At 75.4% G+C, this 22,759-nt stretch carries 18 protein-coding genes; 4 read left to right on the forward strand and 14 right to left on the reverse strand.

What is annotated here, in order from left to right; genetic code table 11:
* Positions 1 to 103 precede the first annotated feature (103 nt).
* The 3 genes from ACIP60_RS36640 to ACIP60_RS36650 all read right to left on the reverse strand — a co-directional run bounded on the left by ACIP60_RS36640 (position 104) and on the right by ACIP60_RS36650 (position 5,473).
* Positions 104 to 1,546: an aldehyde dehydrogenase family protein gene (locus ACIP60_RS36640; RefSeq protein ID WP_400693437.1), complete on the reverse strand. Its 1,443-nt coding sequence runs from the start codon at positions 1,544 to 1,546 to the stop codon at positions 104 to 106.
* Between the two features lie 177 nt (positions 1,547 to 1,723).
* Complete coding sequence (locus tag ACIP60_RS36645) at positions 1,724 to 3,289, reverse strand: PucR family transcriptional regulator (RefSeq protein WP_400693440.1); 1,566 nt, start codon at positions 3,287 to 3,289, stop codon at positions 1,724 to 1,726.
* A gap of 165 nt (positions 3,290 to 3,454) precedes the next feature.
* Positions 3,455 to 5,473 carry an ATP-binding protein gene (locus tag ACIP60_RS36650; protein ID WP_400693442.1) on the reverse strand — a complete coding sequence of 673 codons (2,019 nt, stop codon included), beginning with the start codon at positions 5,471 to 5,473 and terminating at the stop codon, positions 3,455 to 3,457.
* Positions 5,474 to 5,693: 220 nt separating this feature from the next.
* Here ACIP60_RS36650 and gabT point away from each other — a divergent pair, with 220 nt between their 5' ends.
* Both gabT and ACIP60_RS36660 read left to right on the forward strand, forming a co-directional pair.
* Positions 5,694 to 7,034, forward strand: coding sequence for a 4-aminobutyrate--2-oxoglutarate transaminase (gene gabT / locus ACIP60_RS36655; RefSeq protein ID WP_400693445.1), 1,341 nt, complete (start codon positions 5,694 to 5,696; stop codon positions 7,032 to 7,034).
* A 333-nt stretch (positions 7,035 to 7,367) separates the two neighbouring features.
* Entirely contained in the window at positions 7,368 to 7,988 is a 621-nt protein-coding gene (locus tag ACIP60_RS36660; protein WP_400693448.1) for a phosphatase PAP2 family protein, read from the forward strand.
* A gap of 47 nt (positions 7,989 to 8,035) precedes the next feature.
* Here ACIP60_RS36660 and ACIP60_RS36665 read toward each other — a convergent pair whose 3' ends face one another.
* A complete protein-coding gene (locus ACIP60_RS36665) occupies positions 8,036 to 8,368 on the reverse strand; it encodes a DUF2218 domain-containing protein (protein WP_400693450.1) in 333 nt (110 codons plus the stop codon).
* Between the two features lie 158 nt (positions 8,369 to 8,526).
* Here ACIP60_RS36665 and ACIP60_RS36670 point away from each other — a divergent pair, with 158 nt between their 5' ends.
* Positions 8,527 to 8,997 (forward strand): MarR family winged helix-turn-helix transcriptional regulator, encoded by a 471-nt coding sequence (locus tag ACIP60_RS36670; protein WP_100840471.1) that lies wholly within the window; start codon positions 8,527 to 8,529, stop codon positions 8,995 to 8,997.
* Here the strand turns inward: ACIP60_RS36670 and ACIP60_RS36675 are convergent.
* Positions 8,918 to 9,844: an EamA family transporter gene (locus ACIP60_RS36675; protein ID WP_400693481.1), complete on the reverse strand. Its 927-nt coding sequence runs from the start codon at positions 9,842 to 9,844 to the stop codon at positions 8,918 to 8,920. The genes ACIP60_RS36670 and ACIP60_RS36675 overlap by 80 nt on opposite strands.
* A 91-nt stretch (positions 9,845 to 9,935) precedes the next feature.
* Here ACIP60_RS36675 and ACIP60_RS36680 point away from each other — a divergent pair, with 91 nt between their 5' ends.
* A complete protein-coding gene (locus ACIP60_RS36680; RefSeq protein ID WP_400693453.1) occupies positions 9,936 to 10,844 on the forward strand; it encodes a LysR family transcriptional regulator in 909 nt (302 codons plus the stop codon).
* Positions 10,845 to 11,080: 236 nt separating this feature from the next.
* On the opposite strand, the gene ACIP60_RS36685 is transcribed toward ACIP60_RS36680, so the two are convergent.
* The 9 genes from ACIP60_RS36685 to ACIP60_RS36725 all read right to left on the reverse strand — a co-directional run bounded on the left by ACIP60_RS36685 (position 11,081) and on the right by ACIP60_RS36725 (position 22,523).
* Entirely contained in the window at positions 11,081 to 11,830 is a 750-nt protein-coding gene (locus ACIP60_RS36685; RefSeq protein WP_400693484.1) for a ZIP family metal transporter, read from the reverse strand.
* A 258-nt stretch (positions 11,831 to 12,088) separates the two neighbouring features.
* Positions 12,089 to 12,526 (reverse strand): DUF6278 family protein, encoded by a 438-nt coding sequence (locus ACIP60_RS36690; RefSeq protein WP_400693456.1) that lies wholly within the window; start codon positions 12,524 to 12,526, stop codon positions 12,089 to 12,091.
* Positions 12,527 to 12,587: 61 nt separating this feature from the next.
* Positions 12,588 to 14,294, reverse strand: coding sequence for a restriction endonuclease (locus ACIP60_RS36695; protein ID WP_400693459.1), 1,707 nt, complete (start codon positions 14,292 to 14,294; stop codon positions 12,588 to 12,590).
* Between the two features lie 241 nt (positions 14,295 to 14,535).
* On the reverse strand, positions 14,536 to 16,041 hold the full coding sequence (locus ACIP60_RS36700; protein ID WP_400693461.1) for a hypothetical protein: 1,506 nt from the start codon (positions 16,039 to 16,041) through the stop codon (positions 14,536 to 14,538).
* A gap of 229 nt (positions 16,042 to 16,270) precedes the next feature.
* Positions 16,271 to 16,918, reverse strand: a complete 648-nt coding sequence (locus ACIP60_RS36705) for a YigZ family protein (RefSeq protein WP_400693464.1) — start codon at positions 16,916 to 16,918, stop codon at positions 16,271 to 16,273.
* A 120-nt stretch (positions 16,919 to 17,038) separates the two neighbouring features.
* Positions 17,039 to 18,322, reverse strand: a complete 1,284-nt coding sequence (locus ACIP60_RS36710) for a DUF6986 family protein (protein WP_400693467.1) — start codon at positions 18,320 to 18,322, stop codon at positions 17,039 to 17,041.
* 162 nt (positions 18,323 to 18,484) lie between these two features.
* Positions 18,485 to 20,146: a DUF2637 domain-containing protein gene (locus ACIP60_RS36715; protein WP_400693470.1), complete on the reverse strand. Its 1,662-nt coding sequence runs from the start codon at positions 20,144 to 20,146 to the stop codon at positions 18,485 to 18,487.
* A gap of 344 nt (positions 20,147 to 20,490) precedes the next feature.
* Positions 20,491 to 21,159, reverse strand: coding sequence for a LuxR C-terminal-related transcriptional regulator (locus tag ACIP60_RS36720; protein ID WP_400693472.1), 669 nt, complete (start codon positions 21,157 to 21,159; stop codon positions 20,491 to 20,493).
* Complete coding sequence (locus ACIP60_RS36725; RefSeq protein WP_400693475.1) at positions 21,111 to 22,523, reverse strand: sensor histidine kinase; 1,413 nt, start codon at positions 22,521 to 22,523, stop codon at positions 21,111 to 21,113. The genes ACIP60_RS36720 and ACIP60_RS36725 overlap by 49 nt, the downstream gene beginning before the upstream one ends.
* Between the last annotated feature and the right edge of the window lie 236 nt (positions 22,524 to 22,759).

The raw sequence follows: 22,759 nt of genomic DNA on the forward strand, positions 1-22,759 counted from the left end.
AGGACGGCCGGACGCCCCGCCGGGCCGCGGGGAGGCGGCGGGGCGGGGCGTCGGGACGCCCGGGAAGGGCGCAGGAGCGCTCGGCGGGTCTCGCGGGGGCCGCTCAGAGGTCGAGGCCGGTGAGGACCAGCACCTTCTCGAAGGTGAAGTCGTCCATCGCGTAGCGCACGCCCTCGCGGCCCACGCCGGAGTCCTTCACGCCGCCGTACGGCATCTGGTCGGCCCGGTAGGACGGCGCGTCGCCGATGATCACGCCGCCGACCTCCAGCTCCCGGTGGGCCCGGAACGCGGTCTGCACGTCGTGCGTGAACACGCCCGCCTGGAGGCCGAACGCCGAGTCGTTGACCGCGGCGAACGCCTCCTCGGTGCCCTCCACCCGGTGCAGCGACAGCACCGGGCCGAACACCTCGGCGGTGGCCAGGATCGCGTCCGCGGGCAGCTCCGCCAGCACGGTCGGCGCGTACGCCGCGCCGTCCCGGCTGCCGCCGGTGAGCACCTTGGCGCCCTTGGCGACCGCGTCCTCCACCCAGGACTCGACGCGCTCGGCGGCCTTCCGGTCCACCAGCGGGCCGACGTCGGTGGCCTCGTCGGACGGGTCGCCGGTGACCTGGGCGCCCACCTTGGCGACGACCTTCTCCACCAGGCGGTCGTAGACGCTCGCGTCGGCGATCACCCGCTGCACCGAGATGCAGGACTGGCCGCCCTGGTAGTTGGCGAACAGCGCGATCCGGCTCGCCGCCCAGTCGAGGTCCGCCTCGGAGTTCCAGTCGGCCAGCACCACGGCCGCGGCGTTGCCGCCGAGCTCCAGGGTGACGTGCTTGCGCGGCACCGAGTCCATGATCTGGTAGCCGACCTTGTCCGAACCGGTGAACGAGATCACCGGCAGGCGGGTGTCCTGCACCAGGGCCGGCATCTTGGCGTTCTCCACCGGCAGCACGCTCCAGGAGCCGGCCGGCAGGTCGGTCTCGGCCAGGATCTCGCCCAGCACCAGGGCGGAGAGCGGGGTGGCCGGGGCGGGCTTGAGGACGATCGGGGCGCCCACCGCGATCGCCGGGGCGACCTTGTGCGCCACCAGGTTCAGCGGGAAGTTGAACGGGGCGATGCCGAGCACCGCGCCGCGCGGGAAGCGCCGCACGATCGCGTACCGGCCGGTGCCGCCCGGGTCGGTGTCCAGCCGCAGGGTCTCGCCGTTGGTCCGGCGGGCCTCCTCGGCGGCCCAGCGGAACACCGACACCGCGCGGCCGACCTCGCCGCGCGCCCACTTGATCGGCTTGCCGTTCTCGGCGGTGATCAGGCGGGCGATCTCCTCGGTGCGCTCGGCCAGCCGCTTGGCGACGTGGTCCAGCGCGCCCGCCCGCTGGTGCGCCGGGGTCGCGGCGAACACCGGTACCGCGGCGGCGGCGGCCGCGACGGCCTCCTCCACCTGCGCGTCGGTCGGCACGCTGACCTTCGCCACCAGACTGTCGTCGTGCGGGTGGCGGACCTCGAACTCCGCCTCGCCGCTCGCCCGCCGCCCGGCCAGCCAGAACTCATGAGTGGTGGTCACGGTCGCACCGGCCCCTTCCCTCGAAGACTTGTCGCCTTCACGGTAGGGGGAGGGAAGCGGGTTTCCGATTGGACGGACGGGACGAAAAGTCAGGTCCGATTAGTACGCCGCGGACACGGCCGTCCGGGTGCGCGCCCGCCCCCGTCCGCGCTCCGCCCGCCCCTCGCCCGCCCCCGGTCAGTCCTCGCCGGAGCGCAGCGCCAGCCACAGCTCCATCCGGACGTCGGTGTCGTCCAGCGAGCGCCCGAGCAGCTCCTCGACCCGCCGCATCCGGTAGCGCAGCGTGTGCCGGTGCACGCCCAGGTCGGCCGCGGCGGCGTCCCACTGGCCGTGCCGGGAGAGCCAGGCGCGCAGCGAGGCGACCAGGTCGCCGCGGGCGGTGCGGTCGTGCTCGCGCAGCGGGCGCAGCAGGCCCTCGGCGAAGGCGGTGACGGCCTCCTCGCCGAGCAGCGGCAGCAGCGAGCCGGCGCCGACCTCCTCGTGGTCGACGGTGCGGCGGCCGCCGCGCTGGGCGACCGCCAGGGCCCGTTCGGCCTGGGCGTGCGCGGTGCCGGCGTCCTCCAGCGCGGCGGGGGCGGAGACGCCCAGCGCCAGGCCCTCGTGCTCCTCGACGGCGCCCAGGCAGGCCCGGTGCGCCGAGCCGTTGTCCAGCGCGAGCACCGTCAGCCGCGGCCCGTGCGCGCCGTCCTCGCGGGCCACCAGCAGCTTCTCGCCGACCTTGCCGCCCGCGTTCTCGGCCCGGTCGCCCAGCTCGCCGAGCGCCTCCGCCGCCTCCGGGCCGGGCCCGGCGGCGGCCACCAGCACCCGGACGGTGCCCTCGGGCAGGCCGCCGAACAGCCCGGTGGCGACCTGCCGGGCGGTGCCGACCTCTCCGGCCAGCACCATCCGCAGCAGCGCGGCGCCCATCTTCTCCTCGGCCTGCCGCAGCTCGCGCGAGCGCTCCAGGGTGAGGGTGAGCAGCGCGACGGCGGCGTTCAGCACGTACCGCTCGGTCGGGGTGATCCGGTCCTCGGTGCCGACCGCGAGGAAGCCGCGCGGGCGGCGGTCGGCGCCCAGCGACTGGACCACCACGTAGTCCTCGTCGGCGGTGTCGATCGTCCCGGCCCGGCCCTGCAGGGCGGCGCTGGACGGGGCGGGGCGGCGGCGCAGCCGGTCCACCTCGGCGGCCAGCCGACCGGCCCGGCGGGCGGCCCAGTCCGGGGCGACCGCGGACAGCGCGCCGGAGCCGTCGTACAGCGCGGCCCAGCCGCCCAGCCGGGCCGCCAGGCGGCGCACGATCGCGGTGGTGCCGTCCTTGCCGAGCGCGGCCCGGGTCAGCTCCTCCTGCGCCTCGAAGCTGGTGGTGACGGCCTCGTACTGCTCGGCGGCCAGCGCGGCCGAGACGGTCTTGGAGATCGCGATGAACGGCGTCGCCTCGGGCACCCGCAGCAGCGGCAGCCCGCGCTGGGCGGCGGCCTCCACCAGGGCCTGCGGCACCTCGCTGTGCGAGAGGCCCACGCCCAGCCCGAGGCCGACCACGCCCGCGTCGGCCAGCCGGTGCACGTACGCCTGCAGCTTGGCGGCGCTCCTGCCCAGCTTGATGCCGGTGGTGAGGAGCAGCTCGCCGCCCTCGAGGAACGGGGTGGGGTCGTCCAACTCGCTGGTGTGGACCCAGCGGACGGGTCGCTCCAGGTGGTCCGCGCCGGCCAGCACCGTCAGGTGGAGCGCGGAGGTCCGGACGACGGAGGCGAGAGTGGGGGGCATGGCACCTTCGGTGGTTCGACCTGGCCGCGCCGTTGCGGCCGGGCGAGTGAGGGTTCTCCTCCCATTATGGACGCTCCGGACAAGCCGGGGCGCCGGAATCCGCCGGTCCGTAGCTTTCGTGACCCAAATGCTCTCGTGGCCGGCTGGCCGGCCGGCCGGCCGGGCTCAGTGCCGCAGGTCGACCAGCAGCGGCGGCACCTGCTCCCCCGTCACCGAGGTCAGCGAGATCACCGCGTGCCCGGACGGCAGCGCGTGCGCCAGGTCGGACGGCGACCAGCGGTGCCGCTCGACGTCCCGGGTGGTGACCGACTCGGTCTGCGCGGTGGTGCCGGACAGCGCCTTGCGCAGCAGCCGGCCGGCCCGGCGAACCGTTCCTCCCGAGGTGTCCGGGACGTGCGTGACGGCGGTCTCCCGGACCAGGTGGGTGCCCCACGCCTCGGAGAACAGCCGGCCGTCCCAGGGCGCGATGCCGGGGAACGCCATCCGGTTGCCGACCGCGCCGAACAGCGGCGCGCGCAGCGCCTCCGGCAGGTCGGACAGCGTGCGCAGCAGCAGCAGCACCCCGGCGTTGGCCCCGCGCAGCCGCTGGACGCCGCGGATCGCCTGCGCGTCGACGGCGGCGGTGGCGTCGTCCAGCACCATCCCGGCGAACAGCTCGCGGTCCCGGCGGTCGGCGGCGGCCTGGGTGAACTGGCCCAGCAGCAGCCGCGACAGGATCCGGGCGGCCTCCGGGTGGCTGCGCTCGGGCAGCTTCACCCGCACCCGCAGCGGGTGCTCCAGGGCGCGCATCGCGAACGCCGGCTTGGCGTCCGGGCCGCCGGAGAACCCGGCCGCCAGCGCGGGCCGGTCCAGCAGCGCGAGCCGGTCCGCCAGCAGCGCGCCCGGGTCGTCGGCCCGGCCGTGCATCCGCTCGCGCTGCTGCAGGTCCGCCTCGAACTCCGGCCACCGCCCCGACTTCCGCAGCCGCTCGGCGAGCTCCGCCCAGCCCTCCGCGTCCCCCGCCAGCAGCGCCCGCAGCGCCCGCACCCCCGGGTAGCCGCCGCACGCCGCCCGGTACGGCCCGACTACCTGCTGCATCGCGGCCCGGGCGCTCTCCGCGCGCGGCGCCAGCTCGTCCGGCAGCAGCGCGTCGGCCAGCCGGGCCGCCGCCTCGTCCGAGTGCGGCGCCGCACCGTACAGGTCCAGGCCGTACGGGGCGTCCGGGTCTCCGGGGGCGATCACCACGTCGTACCAGTCGTCCGGCCCGAGGTCCGCGTCGGCCGCGCCGACCACCACCGCGCAGGCCGCGCCCGCCAGCGCCTGCAGGCACAGCGCCTCGGCGACCGGGCGGGCCAGCGAGGCGGTCTTGCCGGTGCCGGCCGGGCCGACCGCCAGCAGCGAGGTGCCCAGCACCCGCGGGTCCAGCGCGAAGCCGGCGTTCCGGTGCGTCACCGGATTCTTCGGCACGTCCTGCGCCGTGCCCAGCCGCACCTGGCGCACCAGCAGGTCGTGCCGCGCCGTCCGCCCGCCCGGCAGGTCCCGCTGCTCGGACGGGTGCGCGCACGCCGCCGCGCCCCGGGCCGCCACCTGCGCGGCGAACTCCCGCCACGCGACCGGGTCCCCGCCCACCGTCCGCCACGCCTGGTGCAGCCGCACGTAGTCCACGTCCCCGACCGGCTCCCCCTCCAGCCGGCGCACCGCGTCCCCGGCCGGCCGCAGCTCGGCCCAGACGTCGACGGCGGGGGCGGCCTCCTCGGGCTCGGTGGGGACCTCGGTGACGGTGCGGGAGAGCACGGGGGCGATCCAGCGGCGCCACACCTCGGTCCAATGGCCCATCCGACCGAAGATCCAGATCAGCGGGACCGCGGCGATCGTCCCCAGCACCAGGGCGAGCGAGTTGATGAGCACGCTGGGGAGGCGGGTGTCCAGGCCGAACGTCTGGATCAGGAACACCTCGGCCTCGACCGTGTACGGCCACAGGACGAGGGCCACCAGCAGGTTCAGCGCCGCCCGCAGCAGCAGCGGCCCCGCCGGGGTCCCCGCCTGTTCGGCGGCCTTCGGGTCGTGCGGGGTGTGGTGCTGCCGGTAGATGCCGGGGGCGGCCTCGGGGCGGGGGGCGGTGGCCCAGGTGGGGAGGTGGAAGGGGGCGCGGGGCGGGGGGAGATGGGGATGGGTGTGTCGGGTTCTCGCGTCGTTCAGTTCCACTTCGGGCCCCTCCTACGTTGCCGGCGGTGCCATACCCGCATCGCCGTCCCACCGACACACCCGGGGGCCAATGTAGTGGAGTGCGCGGGCGCGCAGCCGATCTTCGGCCACTGGCCGCGTCGGACAATTCGGGCGGCCCAGCAGTACCGAGTGGCGCATGCCCGGGCCGCGGGGCCGGTCGTAGCCTGCGGGTACCGCGTCAAGAACTTGGAGAAGACAGATGAGCGCTGCAACTCCGCTCCCGCAGGAGCGCCGCCTGGTCACCGCGATCCCCGGCCCGAAGTCGCAGGAGCTGCAGTCGCGCAAGCTCGGCGCGGTGCCGGCGGGCGTGGGCACCACGCTGCCGGTGTACGTGTCGCGGGCCGGCGGCGGCGTGCTGGAGGACGTGGACGGCAACAGCCTGATCGACTTCGGTTCGGGCATCGCCGTGACGAACGTGGGCAACAGCGCCGCCGCGGTGGTGGCGCGGGCGACCGAGCAGCTGGCCGCGTTCACGCACACCTGTTTCATGGTGACCCCGTACGAGGGCTACGTGGCGGTGGCGGAGCAGCTGAACGAGCTGACCCCGGGCGACCACGACAAGCGCACCGCGCTGTTCAACTCGGGCGCCGAGGCGGTGGAGAACGCGGTGAAGATCGCCCGCGCCTACACCAAGCGGACCGCCGTGGTGGTGTTCGACCACGGCTACCACGGCCGGACCAACCTGACCATGGGCCTGACCGCGAAGAACATGCCGTACAAGCAGGGCTTCGGCCCGTTCGCGCCGGAGATCCACCGCGTCCCGGTGGCGTACCCGTACCGCTGGCTGACCGGCGCGGAGAACTGCGCCGCCGAGGCCGCCGCGCAGGCGATCGAGGTCATCACCAAGCAGATCGGCGCGGAGAACGTCGCGGCGATCATCATCGAGCCGATCCAGGGCGAGGGCGGCTTCATCGAGCCGGCCAAGGGCTTCCTGCCGGCGATCGTGGAGTTCGCGAAGGCGAACGGGATCGTGTTCGTGGCGGACGAGATCCAGACCGGTTTCTGCCGCACCGGCGAGTGGTTCGCGTGCGAGGACGAGGGCATCGTCCCGGACCTGATCACCACCGCGAAGGGCATCGCCGGCGGCCTGCCGCTGGCGGCGGTGACCGGCCGGGCCGAGATCATGGACGCGGCGCACTCGGGCGGCCTGGGCGGCACCTACGGCGGCAACCCGGTGGCCTGCGCGGCCGCGCTGGGCGCGATCGAGACCATGAAGTCCGAGGACCTGAACGGCAAGGCGCGCCGGATCGGCGAGGTCATGCTGGGCCGGCTGCGGGCCATGCAGGAGAAGTACGACGTGATCGGCGAGGTCCGCGGCCGCGGCGCGATGGTCGCGGTGGAGCTGGTGAAGCCGGGCGGCAAGGAGCCGAACCCGGAGGTGACCGCGGCGATCGCGAAGGCGTGCCACGCGGAGGGCCTGGTGGTGCTGACCGCCGGCACCTACGGCAACGTGCTGCGCTTCCTGCCGCCGCTGGTGATCCCGGAGCACCTGCTGACCGAGGGCCTGGACATCCTGGAGTCGGCCTTCGCCGACGCCTGACCCCGGTCGTTCGCGGAACCCGCCGGGGCCGGCCCCGGCGGGTTCCGCCGCACGGGTGGAGGTTGCTCCACCGGTGGTGAAGATGCTGTGGATGCTGGCCGGTCCGCCCTTCCGGGACCCGGCTTTGACGTACTGTCATCACAGATGGACAGCGAACCGCACGCACTGCCCACAACCCCGTCCGCCGCTGAGGCGGACGCCCATGAACGATCGACCGGCCGTCCCGCCCACACCCCCCGGGCCGCACGGCGCGGCGATCACCTTGGCCGCCCCGGAGCTCTCCCCCCTGCTCCGGGGCGGCCGATTTTCGCCGTCCTGGCGGCGGCGCTGGCGGTGCTGCTGGCCGCGGTCTCCTGGCAGGTAGCGGTGGACGGGCCGCTGCTGGGGGTCGACACGGCGGTGCGCGACGGGGTGCGGCACGTCCGCCGGGCGATCGGCTCGCCGCTGCTGAACCACCTGGGCGTGGCGCTGTCCGACCTGGGCGGCGGGACGGTCGCGGTCCCGGTGCTGCTGGGGTGCGCGGGCCTGGCGGCCTGGCTGGCCCGGCGCGGCGGGCGTCCGCGCTGGTGGGTGCCGGTGCCGGTGGCGGTGGCGGCCGCGGTGCTGATCCCGCTGCTGGTGGTGCCCGCGAAGGTCTGGTTCGCCCGCCCGGGCCCGTACGGGGTGCCGCTGGCCGGGTCCCAGTGGGGCTGGTACCCGTCGGGGCACACCGCGACCTCGTCGATCGCGTACGGGACGGCGGCGCTGCTGCTGGCCCGGGTGCTGTCGGTGGCGGCCGGGCGGCGGGTGGGCGCGCTGGCCTCGCTGGTCTGCCTGGGCGTGGGGGCGGGCCTGGTGTGGAGCGACTTCCACTGGCTGCTGGACGTGCTGGCCAGCTGGTGCCTGGCCGGTCTGCTGCTGCTCGGGCTGCACCTGCTGCTGCCGCGCCTGCTCCCCGAACGCCCGCGCACCTGACGCCCGCGCACCTGACGCCCCGCCAGGACTCCCACGGCCGGGGCCGGTCAGCCCTCCTCGGCGGTGAGGCGCTGGACGGTGCCGGCCGCGCCGCTCTCGCGCTGCCAGGCGACGACCAGCTCGTCGCGGGTGCCGAAGCGGACCAGGTGGCGGCCGACCACGTCCTCCAGCTGGTCGAGGCTCTCCTCGGCGCCCTCGACGGCGAGCAGCAGCGCGCCCTCCTCGGCGGTGAGCTCGGCCCGACCGGCACCGAAGGCGAGCGAGCCGCGGCCGGTCTCCTCCGACCACTCGGCGGGGACCTTGCGGCCCATGTGGGCGGCGAGCTGCTTGGCGTAGCGGGCGGGGCGGTCGGTGCTGACGCGGGCGGTGGAGCGGGCCATGACGGACTCCTTGCGAACTGCGGACACGAATGACTCGGACGACTCGGATGACTTAGGCTGCCCTAAGCTACTCGATTGCTGAGCCAAGCTCAACATGTTATCGAGGCGAGATCGGTCACCCTCCGTACCGGCCCCGACCCGCCCGCTACCCTGTGCCCATGACCTCCCCCGGCCCCGCCGACACCGCAGCGGAACTCGCCGACGCGCTCACCCGGGCGATGAAGCGGATCCGCCGGCGGACCATGCAGCGGCTGGAGCCGTACGGCATCACCCCCGCCCAGGGCCGGGCCCTGCGCACCCTCGCCCACGCGCCCGGCTGCGAGAGCGCCGAGACCATGCGGCTGAGCGAACTCGCCGAGCGGCTGCACATCGCCCCGCGCTCCGCCACCACCGTGGTCGACGCCCTGGAGGAGGCCGGCCTGGTCGCCCGCACCCCCGACCCGGCCGACCGCCGCGCGGTGCGGCTGGTGCTCACCGAGGACGGGCACGGCGCGCTGGAGCGGATCTCCCGGGTCCGGCACGAGGTCGCCCAGGAGTACTTCGGCCCGGTCAGCCCTGCCGAGCAGGACGCCCTGCTGCGGGCGCTGCGGCACGCCGAGGAAGCCTACGAAGCCGGTCCCACCCCGTAGCGGGAACCGCCCCCAGCCCGATCCCGGCGATCACCAGCACCGTCGCCGCCCCGGCCGGCAGGCCGAACCGCTCGCCGAGCAGCAGCGCCGCCGAGGACATCCCGAACACCGGCACCAGCAGCGAGTACGGGGCCACCACCGAGGCGTCGTAGCGGCGCAGCAGGTGGCTCCAGGCGACGAACGCGAACAGCGTGGACACCAGGCCGACGTACAGCACCACCCCGACGCCCGACCAGCTGATCCCGCGCAGCGCGGCCAGGTCCGCGTCCGGGCCCTCGACCAGCAGTGACAGCCCCAGCAGCGGCAGCGGCGGCACCGCGGAGACCCACACCATCCAGCGCAGCGCGTCCGGCGGGGCGGCCCGGCGGGTCAGCACGTTGGCCAGGCCCCAGGCCACCGCCGCGCCGATCACCAGCGCGAACGCCCCCACCGGGCCGCCCGCGCCCCGGTCGACGGCGGCCAGCGCGATCCCGGCGAACGCCACCACCAGCCCGACCACCCGCAGCCGGGCCGGCCGCTCGCCCAGCAGTCCGGCGGCGAACAGCGCGGTGAACCCGGCCTGCCCCTGCAGCACCAGCGAGGACAGCCCGGCCGGCATCCCGGCGTGCATGCCGAGGAACAGCAGCCCGAACTTCACCACCCCGAGCGCCAGCCCGACCCCCAGCACCCACCGCCACGCCACCCGCGGCGGGCCGACCAGGAACACCGCGGGCAGCGCCACCACGGCGAACCGCAGCGCGCAGAACAGCAGCGGCGGGAAGTCGTGCAGACCGACCTCGATCAGCACGAAGTTCAGGCCCCAGACGGCGGCGACCAGCACGGCCAGGGCGATGTGACGGGGCGGCATGGCGGAGGAGGGCGGCATGCCCCGAGCATCCCCCGCACCGACCGTTCAGCACCAGCGACGATTCCTCAACCCCATCGTTTAGCATCGCTGCATGATGGATCTGGGACGCCTGCGCGCCCTGCACGCGGTCGCCGTGCACGGCTCGGTCGGCGGGGCCGCCGCGGCCCTCGGCTTCACCCCGTCCGCGATCTCCCAGCAGATCGCCAAACTAGAACGCGAGACCCGCACCGTCCTGCTCGAACGCCAGGGCCGGGGCGTCCAGTTGACCGACGCCGCCCGGCAGCTCGCGGACACCGCGCAGCGCGTCCTGGCCCTGGTCGAACAGGCCGAGGTGACGCTGGAGGAGCAGCGCGGCCGGGCCGCCGGACGGCTGCTGGTGGCCGCCTTCCCCACCGCGGCCCGCGGCCTGCTGCCCGTCGTCCTCGCCGAACTGCACACCACCTGCCCCGAGTTGGACGTTCGACTGCTGGAGAGCGACCCCTACCCGGCGGCCGAGCTGGTGGCCCGCGGCGAGGTCGATCTGGCGGTCGTGCAGGACTGGGAGACCGTCCCGCTGCCGGTGCAGGACGGCCTCGACCGGCTCGACCTCGGGGAGGACCCGGTCGACCTGCTGCTGCCCGCCGGGCACCCGCTGGCCGCGCTGGACGCCGTCCCGGTGCCGGCGCTGCGCGGTCAGCGCTGGATCAGCGTGCCGCCCGGCAACATCTGCCACGACTGGCTGCTGCGCACCATGCGGGAGACCGGCGAGGAACCGGACGTCGCCCACCGGGTCGGCGAGTTCCAGACCCAGCTCGCCCTGATCGCCGCCGGCCTGGGCCTCGGCCTGATCCCCCGTCTGGGCCGCGGCCCCCTCCCGCCCGGCACCACCGCCCGCCCCGTCACCCCCGAACCCGTCCGCCGCGTCTACGCCCTCTGGCGCACCCAGACCTCCCGCCGCCCCGCCGTCACCGCCACCCTCACCGCCCTGCGCCACCACTGGAACGCCCTGGCCGAGAGCTGAACCGCCGACCTCCTACGCCAACCCCACCACCAGCCACGTGAACCCCACCCCCAGCAGCGTGCACACCAACGTGCCCGCCCCTCCCCGCCCCCCACCCCGCCGAAGGCACCCCCGCCCTCCACCGTCACGCCAAACCCACCACCAACCACATGAACCCCACCCCCAGCAGCGTGCACACCAACGTGCCCGCCCCTCCCCGCCCCCCACCCCGCCGGAGGCACCCCCGCCCTCCACCGTCACGCCAAACCCACCACCAACCACATGAACCCCACCCCCAGCAGCGTGCACACCAACGTGCCCTTCGACGGGTGCGGGCTGTGGGCCTCGGGCAGGATGTCGGAGGTCGCCAGGTACATCAGGAAGCCGCCGAAGAAGCCGAGGTAGAGCCCGAGCAGCTGTTCCGGGATGGTGAACAGCAGCGTGATCCCGGCCCCGGTGACGGGCGCGAGCGCGTCGGCGAACAGCAGCGCGAGGGCCCGCCGCCGGTTGTTCCCGTACAGCCGGGTGAGGGTGTACGTGTTGAAGCCGTCCGCGAAGTCGTGCGCGACGACGGCGATGGCGACGACCGTGCCGACCGTCGTCCCGGCCTGGAACGCGGCGCCGATCGCGAAGCCGTCCATCACGCTGTGCAGGACCAGCGCGGAGGCCGCCGCGATCCCGACGCCCTGCTCGCGCTGCCGCTCCCCCGGCCCGTGCGCGTGCCCGTGCGCGTGGCCGTGCGCGTGCCCGTGGCTGTGCGCGGCGTACTCGCCCTCGTGGCTGCGGTGGATGGCGACGGAGCGTTCGACCACGTGGATGGCGAGGAACCCGGCGGCGAACATCAGCAGTGCCGCGGGGACGCCGTGGACCTCCTGCGGGGCCTGTTCCAGCGCCTCGGGCAGCAGGTCGAAGGCGACCACGCCGAGCATCAGTCCGGCGGCGAGGCCGAGCACGAGGTGGCGGCGGTCCCCGGTGCGCTGGGCGGCGAACCCGCCGATCAGGGTCATCAGGAACGCGCCCGCGGCGACCAGCACGGCGGTCAGTTTCGGCCTCCCCCGTCACGCTGCCGGGGGCCGGACGGCTGTGCTGACCGCTGCCCACGGGCATCCAGTCCGTCCGGCCCGGGCCGGACGGTGCCGGGCCCTGCGACCAGCCTGCGGGCCCGGGCGACGGCGCGCCGCCCGGACGGCCCGTCGGGGTGACGCCGGATCAGCTGTCGGACCGACCCCCGGACGGCCGAGGCGTCCCCGCCGGCCCCGCCGCCGTCAGTCGTCGCTCGCGGCCCGGTAGACCGCGGCGAGCTGCGGCGCGCCCTGCTCGGCCCAGTCGCGGCCGATCGCGGTGGCGTCGAGTTCGAAGCCGGTGCCGAGCACCATCAGGGGCCGCCCGTCGGCGGCGAGCCGCCAGCGGGCGTCGGGGACCCGGCGGCGGATCACCGTGCCGAGGTAGAGCCCGGCGTCGGTGCCGAGCCACTGGGAGACCTGCCGGTCGTCGCGCCAGCGGGGCAGCAGCTGGTCCAGGGCGGTCAGCGACTCGACGGTGTCGTCGAGGCGGACGCCGGCGGACTCGGCGAGTTCGCGCAGCAGCCCGCACTCGCCGTACATCTCGGTCATCGCCAGTTCGCGGTCGTGCTCGGCCGCCCGCCCGGTCGTCGGTGCGGTCGGGCTCCGGTCGGGCCGGTGGCCGGGGAATCGGTTCTCCACTCCCCCAGCCTGACAGCCCGTCCGGCCGTCCGCCGGGCGAACCGGCGGGTTCCCACCGGCCTCACAGGGTGAGCGGCAGCTCCAGGTGGGTGCGGGCGAGTTCGCGGATGCCGGGGCCGTCCATCAGGTGGATGCGCTGGTAGCGCTCCTCGCCGGTGAGGTCGAGCGCCTCGTCGGTGAACCGGCCGCAGGTCATCCGCAGGCCGCGGTCGGCGCCCTCCTCGCGGACCGCCTCGGCGAGGGTCGCGATCTCCTCGGCGGTGACGGGGCCGGGGCCGCGGGAGGCCCACACCACCCAGCGGCCGGGCAGCCGGCTGCCGGGTTCGCCCTCGGCGGTGGCGACCAGGCCGGCCGGGCCGCGCAGCCGGACGCTCCAGTCCCGCAGGCCGCCCGCGGTGAGGACGGCGCGCACCAGCCGGGCGAACTCGCCGGGCGACAGCTCGCCCAGCGCGGGCACCGCGGAGGACGCGCTGCCCCAGGGCAGCACCGCCTCGTCCGCGTACGGGTCGGGGGTGATCACGGCGGCCAGGGCGCGCAGCCGCAGCAGCGACTCGTCGTGCTCGGCCTCCGCGTAGACGCCGCCGTCCGCGCCGCCGTCGCCCAGGTGCCCGGCGTCGGGGACCAGCCGGGTGCGGGCCAGCGCGTCCCGGTCGGCGTCGACGCTGAGCAGGCACCGCGCGGGCCGGCCGGGGAGGCGCAGCCAGCCGTTCAGGACGACGCCGGACAGCACCTGTTCGGTGTCGACGGCGTCGGCGGCCTGCAGGGCGCGCAGCGCGAGCCGGGCGGCCAGCCGCAGGTAGTCGGTGCGGACGTCGGCGGCGGGGCGGGGCACGGGTTCGACCGCGCCGGTCTCGGTGAGCCGGTAGCCGGAGAGCGCGGGGACGGTGTCCAGCGGCGGCAGGTCGAGGTCGAGGACGGCGGTGCGGGTGAGGGCGCGGAAGACGGCGTGGCAGGGGGCGGGCAGGTCCTGGGTGGCGCCCTCGGCGGCGGCCAGGGCCCGTTCCAGCAGCGATTCGACGGCGGCGGGCTCGGCCTGCCGGTAGGCGCGGCGGCACTCCTCCAGGCTGTCGTTGTACTCCTGGACGGCCCGGGCCCGGGCCCGTTCGGCCTCCTCGTGGGCCTGCCGGGCGGCGACCGCGCCGCTGTCGGCGAGTTCGGCCTGCCGGGTGCGCCACTCGCGCAGCGCGCGCTGGTGGCGCAGCCGGGCCTGGGCGAGTTCGCGCTGGTAGCCGGAGTCGAGCAGGCGGCGCGAGCGCGGCTGCTCGGGGTCGGCGCCGGCGGGCTCGGGCGGCGCGAAGTCGGCCCAGGCGGGCTCGGGTTCGCCCGTTCCGGGCCCGGCGTCCGGGAACGGCCTGGGCTGGTAGCTGCGCAACTGGCTCTCGAAGTCCATCGCGGAGACCGGCCGGGCGGCCCGGCGCAGCAGGTCGGCCAGGCGCTGGTGGTCGGCCTGGACGGCGAGGGTGCGGTGGTGGGTGAGCGCGGCGGCCCGGCCGTGCGCGGCCACCGGGTCGTCCGGGTCGGCGGGCGCGTCCGCCGGGCCGGGCTGTGGTGGCACCGCGGCCGACGGCCCGGCTGACGGCCCGGCCGGGGGCCCGGCCGGGGGCTGGGCCGGGGGCTCGGGGGGCTGCGGTCCGGCGGGGGGCTCGGGGTGGGCCCCGGTGGGCTCCTCGTCCTCGTCGGCGCCGAGTTCGTGGAACAGCGAGGCGAGGAATCCGGGCTGGAGCACCGTGGTGGTGCCGTCGGCGCTGCCCTCGGCTGGATGCTGCATCGGCGGTGGTTCCCCCTGCTCGTCCGGCGCACGTCGGCGGGCCGCCGCGACGGGGCCCGAGCAGCATTGTCCCCCGTTCGGGCTCCGGGGTCAGCCAACCCGGTTGGTTTGGCCGACCCTTGACGTCCGCTCAGGCCGGGCCGGGGGCCGTCCGCCGTGCGGGCGCGGGTGCGGGCGCGGGCGCGGTGCGGGAACCGCCCCGGGCGGGGGCCGGGGCGGCGCCGGCCCCCGCCCGGGGCGGTCAGTTGGTGCGGGTGTTGGTCAGGTGCAGCCCGATGTAGCCGACGTAGATCCGGCCGCTGCCGGAGCAGTCGTCCAGGTAGTGCACCCGGGGGGCGGTGCCGCCGCCGCCGATCCGCAGGTGGGCGCCCATGAACGCGCGGCAGGAGGAGTCGACGTCGGGCGGGACGGGCAGCATCCGCTGGCGCTTCCACTTGCCGTGGCTGGCGACGGTGCGGGACTCGCCGCGGACCGCCTTGCGCGGCGGGAAGCGGTGGCAGCCGGGCGGGGTGTGCTCGCACCACTGCTTGAAGTCGCCGCCGGCCTCGCCGCGTACGGCGGCGTCCGCGTACTCCTGGAGCGCGGTCAGTCCGTCCCAGGTGAGCCTGGCCCAGCCGTCGGCCTCGCTCTGGCCGTCCAGGGCGAGCGTCTCCTTGCTGTCGCCGGTGAACTCCAGCAGCGCGAACTCGCTGAATCGGTCCACGAGTTCACCGAAGCTGGCGGGACCGGTGCCGCACCGGGCGCGGCGCGGTTCGCGCGGGGTCTCGATCCGCAGCCGGCAGCGCTCCAGCCGCACCGGCGGGCGTTCGACCGCGGCCCGGGGCGGGGCGGGCGCCTTGCGCGCCTCGGGCGGCAGCCAGAGTTCGGGGACGGCGGCCAGCGGCGCGGGCAGCGGCAGTTCGGCGGCGATCCGGCGCGGCTCGCGGGCCAGCAGGGCGGCGGCGCGGCGCGGGTTCTCGTCGATCCGGCCGCGCGGCAGGACGGGGTGGCGGGCGGCGTCGGCCCGGGAGGCCGGGTCGACCTCGGGCAGGAAGGTGCGGACCGCGCCGCCGTACACCTTGTGGTACTCCAGGGCCAGGTTGAACCGGGGCAGCGCGCCGTGCCCGAGCACGTACAGCGAGGCCAGGCCGGGGAGTTGGCGCACCAGCGGGTCGAGCACCTGCTGCTGCCAGCGGTCGACCGGCACGGCGGGCGGGACGCTGGCCACCACGGTGGGCAACCGCCGTTCCGGGTCGCAGAGTTCGTCGATCAGGCCGTCCAGGTCGGCGGGTGCCAGCAGCCGGGGCGCGACGGCCAGTGGCACCGGGCCCTCGGCGGCGTCGAGCAGGGGCAGCAGGCTGCGGACCAGGTCGGGGACGGGCACCCGCCCGGGTGGGGTGACGGTCGGGCCGGCGGGGAGGTGTTCGGCCTCGATGAGCAGCCGGGTCGGTCCGTCGGCGGTGTCGGAGGCGAGGGTGAGGGTCAGTTGGTCGGTGCCGTGCACGGCGGGCGTGCGCAGTCGGCGGCGGCTGTAGCGGGCTCCGGGGCCGCGGCCGGGCAGCGTGCCGTCGTCGCGGTCCAGCAGGACCCGGTCGCCGAGGCGTAGTCGCTCGGGCGGCGCCTGCCGCTCGCGGGGCGCGGGCTCCTCGTGGCCCTCGGACTTCAGCTGTTCGGCGAGGAGTTGGTCGACGAGGGCGGTGGTGTCGTGGTGCGGGCGGGGTGTCGCTGCCGTCAGCCGGTACGGTGGCTGGGCGTGGTCGGTGGGCATGCGCGGAACCTCCCGTGGTGCGGTGCTGGGGTCTGCGAGTCCTCCTCCCCGGAGTCGTTGGCGAATCGTCGGTCGTGTCTCTAGGAGACGAAGCGATCAGGAGCGGAAGTTCCGGATCGGGCCCCGCTTCCTTCGATCGGGTGTCATCGGACGGCAACGGGAACACCGTCCGTGCCGCCTCTGCTACCCGCCCGTCCGCGATCAATGCCGGGCGTCCCCCGGTCGGCGGTCAGACCTCGACCTCGACGAAGGTCCGCCCGGCCGGGCGGGCCGCGGCCGAGCCGCCGGTCGCCTCGGCCAGCCAGGCGTGGAACTGCGCCGTCGCCGGTTCGGGCACGCCGACCTCGATCCGCACCCCGTCGGCCAGGTACTCCAGCCCGGCCACCGCGTACCCGGCCGCCCGCAGCTCGTTCTCCAGCCGCCCGGCCCGGGTGTGGTCGACGGCCACCGACAGCAGCACGACCGGCCGGCGCTCCAGCAGCCCGACCTCGTCCAGCGCCTCGGACACCGCCGCGCCGTACGCCCGCACCAGGCCGCCCGCGCCCAGCTTGATCCCGCCGAAGTAGCGGGTCACCACGGCGGCGGTGTCGGTCACCCCGCGCCGCCGCAGCACCTCCAGCATCGGCACCCCGGCCGTCCCGGCGGGCTCCCCGTCGTCGCTGGAGCGCTCGCGCGGCTGCTCGCCGCCGACCACGAACGCCGTGCAGTTGTGCCGGGCGTCCCAGTACCGCTTGCGGACGCCCGCGACGAACGCCTGCGCCTCGTCCTCGTCGGCGACCCGGGCCAGGTGGCAGATGAACCGGGACTTCTTGATCTCCAGTTCGCGGCTGCCGGAGCCCCGGACGGTCAGGTACGGCTTGGGGCTCGGCTCCGCCATGGCGCTGGTGCTCTCCGCTGTCGGTCTCGTCTCGGCGCCCGGTCCCGCGCCGGTCCTCCCGCCCAGCCTATGCCGTGCGCCGGGGGCCTCCGTCCGGCTGGACTCCGTCCGGCGGCGGACTCAGCGTCCGGCCAGGGCGTCCAGCCGGGCGCGGTCCAGGCCGGTGCGCCCGGTGACCTCGGCGGGGTCGACGGCGCCGCAGTCCAGGCCGCGCAGCACGTAGCCGCTGAGCGCGCGGGCGGTGGCGGGCTCGTCCAGCACGTCGCCGCCGGTCTTGGCGACGTACGCGGCGAGCCGGGCGCAGGCCGCGGCCAGGCCCTCGCGGTAGAAGGCGTAGACGGCGGCGTACCGGGTGGGCAGGTGGGCGGGGTGCATGTCCCAGCCCTGGTAGTAGGCGCGGGCCAGCGAGCGGCGGACCAGGCCGTGGTGCAGCCGCCAGGCGGCGTGCACCTGCTCGGCGGTGCCGGTCGGGACGACGTTGGTGGAGCCGTCGGAGAGCCGGACGCCGGTGCCGGCCGCGGCGGCCTGCATGACGGCCTTGGCGTGGTCGGCGGCCGGGTGGTCCATGCTCTGGTGGGCGGCGCTGACCCCGCAGGCGGCGCTGTAGTCGAAGGTGCCGTAGTGCAGCGCGGTGGCGCGGCCCTCGGCCGCCCCGATCAGCAGCGCGACGGTGGCCCGGCCGTCCGGGCCGAGGATCGCCTGGGTGGTCTCGATCTGGATCTCGAACCCGATCCGTCCGGCGGGCAGCCCGGCCCGCCGCTCGAAGTCCTCCAGCAGCCGCACCAGCGCGGTGACCTGGGCGGCGTGGGTGACCTTCGGCAGGGTCAGCACCAGCCCGTCCGGCAGCCCGCCCGCGGCCACCAGGGTGGCCAGGAACAGTTCCAGGGTGCGGATGCCGCGGGCCCGGACGGGGGCCTCCAGGCACTTGATCCGGATGCCGACGTACGGCGGGGCGCTGCCGTCGGCGACCGCCGCGGCCACCAGGCGGGCGGCCCGGACGGCCTCCGCGTCCTCCTCGGCGTCGGGGCGCGGGCCGTAGCCGTCCTCGAAGTCGATCCGCAGGTCCTCGATCGGCTCGCGCTCCAGCTTGGCCCGCACCCGGGCGTGCACGTCGGCCAGCAGTGCGTCGTCCGCGACCCCGAGCGTCGCGGCGAGCCGTCCGGGCGTACCGGCGTGCTCGTCGAACGCGGCGAGCGCCTGCGCGCCCCACTCCCGGACGGTGTGCGCCCCGAACGCGTCGGCCGGCACGTACACGGTGTGCACCGGCTGCCGGGAACCGCGCTCGCCCGGGTAACGGCGCGTCAACTCGGCGTCCACCGGCGCGAGCAGCGCCTCGACGGCCGCCAGGGCGGCGTCCGAGAACGAGACGGGCTGGACGGCATCGACCTGGGCGGGCTGCGACATCCGGGGCTCCTCCACTCACCGCGCGACTTCAACAATTTGTTGAGGCGAAGGTAACGGCGGGTCCGCGGAACCGTCAATGGCCGCCCGGCCGGAAGAACCGGCGGACGGCCGTCGCACCTGCTGTACGTCTCTCCAAACGGGCCCCCGCGGGAGGCCGCCAGGTCACTCGCCCCGACCGGACTCCATGTACCTCTCCTGGAGGTCCTGCCAGACCTTCTCGACGTCCTTCACCGTGACGCCGCCGTCCGGCCGCGAACCCGGGACGCCGCGCTGGCTCAGGTACTCCGCGAAGCGGCGCTCGTCGGGGTGCCGCTGGTTCTCCTCCATGTAGCTGACCAGCGCGTCGAAGCACTCGTTGGCGTCCAGCACCTGACCCGCGCCCGCGATCGGACGGCGCGCCGGGGCGTCCCCCTCGTCGAACGGCAGCGGTTCCGACTCGGAGGCCATCATCGACTCCAGCCGCATCGGCCGGCCGGGCACCAGGATCGGCTCCGCGCCCTCCGCCACCGGCACCTGCTGCCGGACCGCCTGCGGACGCCCCGCCGGACCGTGCCCGTTCGCCGCCGGACGATACTCCTCCGCCCGGTACTCCTCCGGGCCACCACCCTGCTCCGGGTACGCCTCGGCCCGCGACACCTGGTAGCCCGGCTGCGGCCGGACCGTCACCGCCTCCTCCGGACCGCTCGGCCGCGGCGCCTTGAACCACGGCGACGCCTGCCCCGGCACCCGCGCCGTGTGCACCTGGTCGGGCTCCGCCACGTGCGAGCGCACCGGACGGGCCGTCCACACGTTCAGCTCCGCGGACGAGTCGATCACCGGCGCGGCCTGCGCCGCCTCCGGGTCCTGCTGGTCGCGCAGCCGCACCGCGGCCAGCTTCGCCAACGTCGGCACCGCCACCGCCGCCGAGACCGGCGGCACCGGCTGGGGCTGCGGCTGGGATTCCGGCGCACCCGACGCCGCGGCCTGGGCCTGCGCCTGGATCGGCCGCTGGACCTGAGCCGGCTGCTGAGCCTGCGTCACCCCGCCGCCCCGCACCGTCTGGACGGGCTGACCCGACGCCACCGCCTGCGCCGACGACCCCGCCTGGACGGCCGGAACGGCCTGGGCCGACTGCTCGACCGCCGCCGCGCTGCCCGGCACCACCAGCGGACCGTCGATCCGGTCCAGCACCGTCGGGTCCAGCGGGACGCCGTACTTCGCCAGCTTCAGCGGCAGCAGCGCCTGGAACGGCGCCGACCGCCGCCAGCCCCGCCCGTACCGGAACCGCAGCTGCGCCCGGTACACCAGCCGGTTCTGCTCCAGCCGCACCGTCTCGTCGTACGAGCGCAGCTCCCACAGCTTCATCCGCCGCCACAGCCGGAACGTCGGCACCGGCGACAGCACCCAGCGCATCAGCCGCACCGACTCCATGTGCCGGTCTGCGGTGATCGCCGCGATCCGCCCCACCGCGTGCCGGGACGCCTCGACCACCACCACGAACAGCACCGGGATCACCGCGTGCATCGCCATGCCCAGCGCGTCGCCCCAGGACGCCGCCGCGTTGAACGCGATCGTCGCCGCGGTCAGCAGCCAGGCCGTCTGCCGTAGCAGCGGGAACGGGATCCGCAGCCAGGTCAACACCAGGTCCAGTGAGAGCAGTACCACGATGCCCGCGTCGACGCCTATCGGGAAGGCGTAGGAGAAGGCGCCGAAGCCCTTCTCCATCGCCAGGTCCCGCACCGAGTTGTACGACCCCGCGAAACCGATGCCCGAGATCACGCACGCGCCGATGGCCACCACACCCAGCAGTGCCCGGTGCGCGCGGGTAAGGGAAGGACGTGCCATTCGTTGATCAACCCCTGGGACTCGGCAGCTGCCGTATACGACCTGTAGCCGCCGAGTACACGTCCCCACCCCGGGGCGCACGCATCATCACCGCGTCAGGACGCGATGCCGGTACGCCGTCGACAGACTCGGCCCACCGGATACTACTCGTACGGGCGTTCCCCCCTGTCGCCAGCCCGGACCACCACCGCACCTCCACTGGTCCACACCACCGCACGCACCACCGCCGCCCCCGTTCCGGGCTCCGCCCGCCCGCTTCCTCCCGTCTCCTCCCGTCTCCTCCCCTCTCCTCTCCCCCTCCGCCTGCTCCTGCGAGCCGCGCGCCGGGCCCTCCACGGCCGCGCTCAGCCGTCCACCAGCCGCTCCGCCGAACCGTTCAAGTACGCCAGCACCGCCAGCACCCGCCGGTTGCCGTCCTCCGTCGGCGCCAGCTCCAACTTCCCGAAGATGTTGGCGATGTGCTTGGCCACCGCGCCGTCACTGACCGTCAGCCGCGCCGCGATCGCCGAGTTCGAACAGCCCTCCGCCATCAGCCCCAGCACCTCCCGCTCCCGTGGCGACAGCCGCTGCAACGGCCCCGACCCCGCGTTGGACTGCAAGAGCCGGCCGATCACGTCCGGATCCATCGCCGTCCCTCCGGCCGCCACCCGCCGCACCGCGTCCACGAACTGGTCGGCGTTGAAGACCCGGTCCTTGAGCAGGTACCCCACCCCGCCCGTCCCGTCCGCCAGCAGCTCGCGCGCGTACAACTGCTGCACGTGCTGCGACAGCACCAGCACCGGCAGCCCCGGGATCTCCCGCCGCGCCGCCAACGCCGCCTGCAGCCCCTCGTCCGTCAGCGTCGGCGGCAGCCGGACGTCCACCACCGCCACGTCCGGCCGCTCGGACAGCAGCGCGGCCAGCAGATCCGGCCCGGTCTCGACCGCCGCCGCGATGGTGAACCCGTGGATCTCCAACAGCCGTGTCAGACCTTGGCGGAGGAGGTAGAGATCCTCGGCGAGGACAACGCGCACGGCAGCTCCATCATGATCGTGGTCGGCCCGCCCACCGGACTGTCGAGCGAGATCGTTCCGTCGAACGTACCCAATCGCTTCTCGATCCCCCGCAGCCCGCCGTCCGCCTCCATCCGCGCACCCCCGTGCCCGTCGTCCGTCACCACCACCCGCAGCCGGCCCGCCCGGTACAGCACGTCCACCCAGGCGTGCCGGGCCCGGGCGTGCTTCGCCGCGTTCGCCAGCAGCTCGCTCACGCTGAAGTACACCGCCGTCTCCAAGGCCGCCTCCGGACGCCCCGGCAGACTCACCGTCACCTCCGTCGGCACCACCGCCGTCAACGCCAACTCCCGCACCGCGTCCGGCAGTCCGCGCTCCGCCAGCACCGGCGGATGGATCCCCCGCACCAGGTCACGCAACTCCTGCAGGGCCTTCGCCGACGCCTCCCGCGCCTCCGCCAGCAGCTCCATGGCCGCCTCCCGATCCGTCCCCATCAGGTGCTCGACCGCCCCCAGCGTCAATCCGATCGTCACCAGCCGCGCCTGCGCCCCGTCGTGCAGATCCCGCTCGATCCGCCGCAACTCCGCCGCCTGCGCGTCCACCGCGTCCGCCCGGGTCTCCGTGAGGTGCGCCACCCGCTCGGTCAGCTGCGCCCGGCTCTGCCGCGGCCCGTCCCCCAGCACCCGGCACGCCCACACGCCGTGCCGCTGCACCCCCGCCGGCAGCCCCGACAGCCCGGCCACCACAAGCCCCACCCCGAACAGGCCCGTGCCCACGGCCTTCATGTAGCCGCCGAGCTGCCCGAACATGTCGTGCAGCAGCCACCCCGCCGCCCAGAGACTTACGACGCCCCCGGCCACCAACCCCAGGAACGGCAGCACCAGCACCAGCAACCCCGCCGGATTCGCCACCAGCCAGAGCGCCTCCCGCCTGATCTGCGGATCGCGCACGGCCCACTGCACGAACTGCACCGCCCGCGCCACCTCGTGCCCCCGGTGGTACGAGTGCCCCGTCCACCAGAACCCACGAGGATCCTGCTCCAGCGTCTCCCTCGGCGAATACACCACCACCCACGGCTGCGCCGCCCTCCGCTCCACCCGCCGCCGCGTCCACGCCGCGCCGTGCCGCACGAACCAGTACGTCGACACCGTCCAGACCAGCGCCATGCTCAGCGCCGCCAGGCAGTACGGCACCAACGCCCCCCCGCTGAAGAGGTGGAACGCCACCACCCCCGTGAACACCGCCGCCAGCACCGGCACCGCCAGCCCCACCGCGGCCGCCGCCGTCATCACCACGGCCTGCCCGCCGGCCCGCACCGCCGCCCGAGCCCGCTCCCCCCACTCGGGCCCGAAGGCCACCCGATCGAACCACGCTGTCGTCGCCAAGACCACTCCCCGAGAAGTCGAACCCCGTTCCAGAACGCTCCCCAGTCTCTCCGCGGTCCGCCGGTCGGCGCATTGGCCGTGCCACCCGTCTTTGGGGTGGACCTAGCACCACCCCTCTTACTGGCTTCCACTGGCCGTTGCTCCCGGGAACGCGAAAAAGCCCCCTGACATCCCGTCAGGGGGCTTTCCCACAAAGATTGTTCGGCGGCGTCCTACTCTCCCACAGGGTCCCCCCT

Origin of the sequence: Kitasatospora sp. NPDC088783, assembly GCF_044750705.1 — a bacterium.
Classification (GTDB): Bacteria; Actinomycetota; Actinomycetes; order Streptomycetales; family Streptomycetaceae; genus Kitasatospora; species Kitasatospora fiedleri.